Below are 6705 nucleotides of genomic sequence, written 5' to 3' on the forward strand. Positions count from 1 at the left end.
GGTACCCGGAGTGCGCGCCGACGGCCGCCATCGCCGCGGGGTGCAGCGACTGCAGCAGCAGCGCGCGGATCCCGCCGACGAACATCGACGCGTCGCCGTGGACCGTCCGGATCGCGCTGCCCGGCGGGAACCACCGCGGCCCGGGCGTCCCGTGGATCCGGTCGCGCTGCTCGACCCCGTCAGGCCCGGCCACGCGCAGGAACAGGCGGGTGCCGACCTCGCGTCGGGCCGTGGCGACCCACCCCGGGGGTCGGAGCCGCGGCGCGCGCGGCGCGGACCGGTCGGTGGTGCGGTCGTCCGTCGTCGTCATGCGGCCGATCGTCCCCCGGCGCACCCGGGACCGCGAGCGCACGTTTCACCCACCGAACCCGCCCAAACCGGTTGTTCCCGGACATCGGGGAGCGGGACGCTCGACGAACCGCGCCCGCGGCACCGACGCCGGCGGGCCGTCACGCCAGGGGGTCCGCATGCGTCACCGTCCGCTCGTCCTGTCCACCGTCCTCGCGCTCGGCGCCGCGCTCGTGGCGACACCGGCCTCCGCACGCCCGCCGCAACCGACCTGCGGGGAGACCCTGACCAGGAGCACGACCCTGCTCGCGGACCTCGTGTGCACGAGCGCGCCGGGCCTGCGGCTGGCCCCGGGCGTGACGCTCAACCTGGGCGGCCACACGCTTCGCGGGCCTGGCGGCGGGAACGGCGTCGAGGTCGCATGGAGCGGACCCGTGGGCGTGCGGAACGGCACGGTCGCGGGCTGGGGCAACGGGATCGACACGTGGGCGGACGCCGACCCGGACGACCCCGGCGTGGAGTCGGGTCCGCTCACCGTCACGCGCGTCACGGTCCTCGACGGCCGCGTCGGCATCGACGCGTCCGGCGAGTCGGGCACGGGCCGGTTCCGGAAGGCGACGACGATCGAGCGGTCGACGTTCCGCTCGCTCGACATCGCGGTCGAGGGTGGCTGGTTCGCGGAGGTGGACGTGCGTGCGTCGACCTTCAGCGACAACGGGTCCGGCATCTGGAGCGGCGGCGACGCGACGGTGTCGGACAGCACGTTCACGCGGAACGGCGCGGCCGTCCGCGCGTCCGAGGCGTCGCTGACGGTCACCCGCTCGACGTTCGTCGACAACGGGACGGGCGTCGGCCCGATGTACAACGGCTTCGCGACGGTCGGGGCCAGCCGCTTCGTCGGCAACGACGTCGGTGTGGACACGACGAACGCGCTCGGCGGAGTGGTGCGGGACTCGCGGTTCACGTCGAACGGCCTCGGCGTGGGTGTGGGCCGGCTCGACGTGCACGTCGAGGGCAACGTCCTGCGGGGCAACGACGTCGGGATCGGGACGCCGCTCGCCGACACGGACGTCTACGACGCGACCATCCTCGACAACACGCTGCGCCTCAACGGGGACGGCATCGTGATCGAGCACGGCGACGAGTCCGTGCAGGTGGGCGGGAACGACGTCCGGCGCAGCACCGGGAAGGGGATCTGGACGCCCGGCGTCACGGACCTCGGTGGGAACGTCGCGCGCGGCAACGGCACCGAGCCGCAGTGCGTCGGCGTGGTCTGCACGACGTCCTGACCGCGACGACGGGGAGCCGGTGCGGCGGCGTGCTCACGGCGCGCCGCGCGCCGGCCCGCCCGTCCGCACCGGTGCCCCCGGTCGCCGTCCCGGTCAGTCGCGCGCGTACCGCCGGACGAAGGCCGCGAGGATCCGCGGCGGCGCCCACACGTCGGCGCCGCGGACGCCCGCGAGCACGGCGTCGGCCTCGTCGGGCCGGAAGTACCCGTACTCCCGGTAGACGCGGATGCGGGTCGAGATGCCGTCGACGTCGAGCTCGGGGTGGAACTGCGTCGCGTAGAGGTTCGTGCGGACGCGGAACATCTGCACGGGGCACGCCGGGGAGGACGCGAGCAGCGTCGCGGTGGGCGGCAGCACGCGGCACGCCTCCTTGTGCCCGACGAACGCGTCGAACGTGTCCGGCACGTCGGCGAGCAGCGGGTCGGCGCGCCCGTCGGGGGTGAGCGTGACGCGCACCGCGGAGATCGGCTCCGCGTGCACGCGGTCGATGACGCCGCCCTGGTGGACGCCCAGCGTCCCGACGCCGTAGCAGGCGCCGAGGAACGGCAGGTCGCGGTCGACGACCTCGTCGAGCAGGGCGGACACCTCCGTCTCGACGCGCACCTGGACCGCGGACTTCTGGTCCTGCGGGGTGCTCGCGTCGAAGGGGCTGCCGCCGACGAGGATGCCGGAGACCGCGTCGAGGTCGAGGTCCGGCAGCGGGCCGGCCTCCATGCGGACCCGAACGAGCTCCTCGGGTCGGAGGCCGCCGTAGGCGAGCATCGCCGCGTACTCCGCGTCGGCGGCGACGTCCTGCGCCCGGGACGCGAGCAGGACGAACGGCTTCATGCGTCGAGCGTGCCACCGGCGGTCCGTCGCTTCTCGCCGGGCACGATTCACCCGGGCGAAGAACGGGCATACCGGACATGCCGGGCCGCCGTCGCCGCCAGACTGGCGCCGACAGCCCCGCCTCGTCGGGGTGCCGCGTCCACAGGGGGATCCGTCATGCGTCTGCCGTCCGTGCTGTCCTGTCTCGTCCTCGCGGCGGGTGGTGTGCTCGTCGCCACGCCGTCGCTCGCCGCCACGCCCGTCCCGGGCTGCGGTGCGGTGCTCACCACCGACTCCGTGCTGACCGCCGACCTCACGTGTCCCGCGGGTGTGGGCGGGCTCGAGCTGGCCGAGGGGGTCACGCTCGACCTCGGTGGCCACACGCTGCGCGGCCCGGGCTCGGGCGTCGGCGTGTTGGTCCAGGTGCTCGGCGACGCGGGCGTCCACGACGGCACGATCGCCGGCTGGAGCACGGGGATCCGCAACGACGAGCCCGAGTTCGAGATCGACGGCGTCGTCACGATCGCCGACGTCACCTTCACCGAGAACGGCACGGGCGTCGACCCGTCCGGCCGCTGGGGCGCGTCCGGCAAGACGTACGAGGTGAGCGACTCGGTGTTCACCGCCAACTCCGACGGCATCGGGGCGTTCTACGGGTTCGCGCACGTCGTGCGGTCGGTGTTCACCGGCAACGGCACGGCGGTCAACCTCATCACGGCGGGAGTCGCGATCGAGGACTCGCGCATCGAGCACAACTCGACGGGCCTGCACTGCGACGAGTCCGGCTGCTCCGTCGAGCGGACGACGCTCGCGGACAACGGCGTCGCGGTCGACGCGCGCTTCTTCGGCGCGGACATCGTCGACTCCGTCGTCGAGCGCAACGAGGTGGGGCTCGCGTCCTTCTCGGTGTGGGGCGTCAACCACGTCAGCGGCACCGAGTTCCTCGACAACGGCACGGCGATCGACCTGCAGACCAGCTCCGCCGAGATCGTCGACAACGTGTTCCGCGGCAACGGCCTGGGCTTCCGGACCGACGGCTCCGACCCGACCTGGTTCCCCGAGACGCTGCTGCGCGGGAACCTGTTCGAGCGGAACGACGACGCGATCTTCTTCGACGAGATCGAGGGCGGCCCGAACACCCGGCTCACGAAGAACACCGCGAACTACAACCGGGGCTGGGGCATCCACGCGCCGGGCGTGGTCGACGGCGGCGGGAACAAGGCCAAGGGCAACGGCAACCAGCCGCAGTGCGTGGGCGTCGTCTGCAAGGGCTCGAAGCCGCGGTCGTGACCGCACGCCCGGGCCGGTGCGGGACCGTCCCCGCGCCGGCCCGGGCGGCCTGACCGCAGCGGACCGGGCGGCACGGGGCACGGGACCGGCCGTGCGCGTGGGAGCATCGACCGCGATGAGCACCGCGACCCTCGCCGAGCGGATCCCCGCCGACCCGACCGACGCCGACGCGCTGTACGAGGCGTTCACGGGGTGGGCCGCCGACCGCGGGCTCGCCCTGTACCCGCACCAGGAGGAGGCGCTCCTCGAGCTCGTGACGGGCGCGCACGTGATCCTGTCGACGCCGACGGGCTCGGGGAAGTCGCTCGTCGCGACCGCCGCGCACTTCGTCGCGCTGGCCCAGGGCCGCCGCACGTACTACACGGCGCCGCTCAAGGCGCTGGTCAGCGAGAAGTTCTTCGCGCTGGTCGAGGCGTTCGGCTCGCAGAACGTCGGCATGATGACGGGCGACTCGGCGGTCAACCCGACGGCGCCGATCATCTGCTGCACCGCCGAGATCCTCGCCAACCTGGCGCTGCGCGACGGCGAGGACGCGGACGTCGGCCAGGTCGTCATGGACGAGTTCCACTTCTACGCCGACCCGCAGCGCGGCTGGGCGTGGCAGGTGCCGCTGCTCGAGCTGCCGCGCACGCAGTTCCTGCTGATGTCGGCGACGCTCGGCGACGTCACGTTCTTCCGCGACGACCTGCACCGCCGCACGGGCCTCGACGTGGCCGTCGTCGCGAACGCGCAACGCCCGGTCCCGCTGACGTTCACGTACGCGGTCGAGCCGCTGCACGAGCTGCTCGACGAGCTCGTGAAGACGCGCCGCTCCCCCGTCTACGTCGTGCACTTCACGCAGAAGGAGGCCGTCGAGCGCGCGCAGTCGCTGCTGTCGACGACGCTCGCGAGCCGCGAGCAGCGCGACGCGATCGCCGCGGAGCTCGGCGCGTTCCGGTTCGGTCCCGGCTTCGGCCGGACGCTGTCCCGCCTGCTGCGGCACGGCGTCGGCGTGCACCACGCGGGCATGCTGCCCAAGTACCGCCGCGTCGTCGAGCGGCTCACGCAGAAGGGCCTGCTGCCCGTCGTGTGCGGCACGGACACGCTCGGCGTCGGCATCAACGTGCCCATCCGGACCGTCCTGCTCACGAGCCTCGTGAAGTACGACGGCGTGCGCATGCGGCACCTGTCGGCGCGCGAGTTCCACCAGATCGCCGGGCGCGCGGGCCGTGCCGGGTTCGACACCGTCGGCGAGGTCATCGTCCTCGCGCCCGAGCACGTCATCGAGAACCGCCGGGCGCTGGAGAAGGCGGGCGACGACCCGCGCAAGCTCAAGAAGATCGTCCGCAAGCAGGCGCCCGCGGGGCACGTGAACTGGACCGACAAGACGTTCGAGCGGCTGCGCGACGCGCCGCCCGAGCCCTTGACGTCGTCGTTCGCCGTCTCGCACGCGATGGTCCTGCACGTCCTCGCCCGGGCGGGCGACCCCGTCGCGCACATGACGCGCCTGCTCACCGACAACCACGAGCCGGAGTCCGCGCGCGGTCGGCACGTGCGCCGCGCGATCGCCGTCTACCGGTCGCTGCGCGCGTCGGGCGTGATCGAGCGACCGTGGGTCGAGGACCCGTCCGCGCCCCACGGCCGTCGCCGCGCCGTCCGGCTGACGCAGGACCTGCCCGCGAACTTCGCGCTCAACCAGGCGCTGTCGCCGTTCGCGTACGCCGCGCTCGACCTGCTGGACCGCGACGACCCCGCGTACGCGCACGACGTGGTCTCGGTCCTGGAGGCGACGCTCGACGACCCGCGCCAGGTGCTCGCGGCGCAGGAGAACCGCGCCCGCGGCGAGGCGGTCGCCGCGATGAAGGCCGACGGCCTCGACTACGACGAGCGCATGGCGCTGCTCGAGGACGTCACGTACCCGAAGCCGCTCGCGGAGCTGCTCGACGCCGCGTTCGCGACGTACCGGCAGACCAACCCGTGGGTCGCCGACCTCGCGCTGTCGCCCAAGTCGGTCGTGCGCGAGATGCACGAGAAGGCGATGACGTTCGCCGAGTACGTGTCGCACTACCAGCTCGACCGCACCGAGGGCGTGCTGCTGCGCTACCTCGCCGACGCCTACCGGGCGCTGCGCCAGACGGTGCCCGAGGACGCGCGCACCGAGGAGCTGTGGGAGATCGTCGAGTGGCTCGGCGACCTGGTCCGCCGGACGGACTCGAGCCTGCTCGACGAGTGGGAGCGCCTCTCGAACCCGCTCGACGAGCCGGGCGCGGACGCACCCGGCGGCACCGACGACGACACCCCCGAGCCGATCACCGCCAACCCGCGGGTCTTCCGCGCGCTGGTCCGCGGCGCGCTGTTCCGCCGCGTCGAGCTGCTCGCCCGGGAGGCGTACGACGCGCTCGCCGCGCTCGGCGACCGCGACGGCGAGGGCACGCCGTGGACGTCGGACCGGTGGGCCCAGGCGCTCGACCCGTTCTACGACGACCACGACGAGGTGCTCACCGGGCCGGCGGCACGGGGACCGGCGCTCTTCCAGGTGACGGCCACCCCGACGACGTGGCAGGTCCGGCAGCTGCTCGACGACCCCGAGGGCGACCACGACTGGCGGGTCGACGCCGTCGTCGACCTGGCGGGCTCGGACGAGACGGGCGAGGTGCAGCTGCGCGTGACGGCCGTCGGGGCGCTCTGACGGACCCCGCGCACGCGCCTCGCGGGCGCCGTCAGCGGCGGTGAGGCGAGGCTCAGTGAGGTAAGGCTCGACTGTGTTTCCGCAGGTCAGGCCAGCCTTTCCTGCGATGACAAGGCCCGGCGACGTGCCTACGGTGGACGCATGAGCGTCCTGTCGACCCACCTCGTCGGACCGCGTCGCTCCCCTGCCGGGAGCCCTGTCGAGCCGTCCGCACCGACCCCCGAGCCCCTGAGCGCCGGCCGCCTCAACCGGCTCCGCGCCGCCGTCCTGGGCGCGAACGACGGCATCGTGTCCGTCGCCGCGATGGTCGTCGGCGTCGCCGGCGCCGCGCCCGCCCGGTCCGCGGTCGTCACCGCGGGCATC

The 6705-nt window shown here is 73.8% G+C and carries 6 protein-coding genes; 4 read left to right on the plus strand and 2 right to left on the minus strand.

Annotated features, from left to right (window positions below; translation table 11 throughout):
* A partial coding sequence (locus tag HGA02_RS07480; protein WP_246247536.1) for a DUF2236 domain-containing protein occupies positions 1-310 on the minus strand: 310 nt, incomplete at its 3' end.
* Between the two features lie 157 nt (positions 311-467).
* Here HGA02_RS07480 and HGA02_RS07485 point away from each other — a divergent pair.
* Positions 468-1577, plus strand: coding sequence for a right-handed parallel beta-helix repeat-containing protein (locus HGA02_RS07485; protein ID WP_168678501.1), 1110 nt, complete (start codon positions 468-470; stop codon positions 1575-1577).
* A gap of 93 nt (positions 1578-1670) precedes the next feature.
* Here HGA02_RS07485 and HGA02_RS07490 read toward each other — a convergent pair whose 3' ends face one another.
* Positions 1671-2405 (minus strand): glutamine amidotransferase, encoded by a 735-nt coding sequence (locus HGA02_RS07490; protein ID WP_168678502.1) that lies wholly within the window; start codon positions 2403-2405, stop codon positions 1671-1673.
* 156 nt (positions 2406-2561) lie between these two features.
* On the opposite strand from HGA02_RS07490, the gene HGA02_RS07495 reads away from it, so the two are divergent.
* From HGA02_RS07495 to HGA02_RS07505, 3 genes are all read left to right on the plus strand, one after another.
* Positions 2562-3674 (plus strand): right-handed parallel beta-helix repeat-containing protein, encoded by a 1113-nt coding sequence (locus tag HGA02_RS07495; RefSeq protein ID WP_168678503.1) that lies wholly within the window; start codon positions 2562-2564, stop codon positions 3672-3674.
* Positions 3675-3789: 115 nt separating this feature from the next.
* Positions 3790-6342 (plus strand): DEAD/DEAH box helicase, encoded by a 2553-nt coding sequence (locus HGA02_RS07500; RefSeq protein ID WP_168678504.1) that lies wholly within the window; start codon positions 3790-3792, stop codon positions 6340-6342.
* Positions 6343-6483: 141 nt separating this feature from the next.
* Positions 6484-6705 (plus strand): VIT1/CCC1 transporter family protein (locus HGA02_RS07505; RefSeq protein ID WP_210728289.1); only part of this gene is annotated, 222 nt, incomplete at its 3' end.

Origin of the sequence: Cellulomonas septica, assembly GCF_012396155.1 — a bacterium.
Lineage (GTDB): Bacteria > Actinomycetota > Actinomycetes > Actinomycetales > Cellulomonadaceae > Cellulomonas > Cellulomonas septica.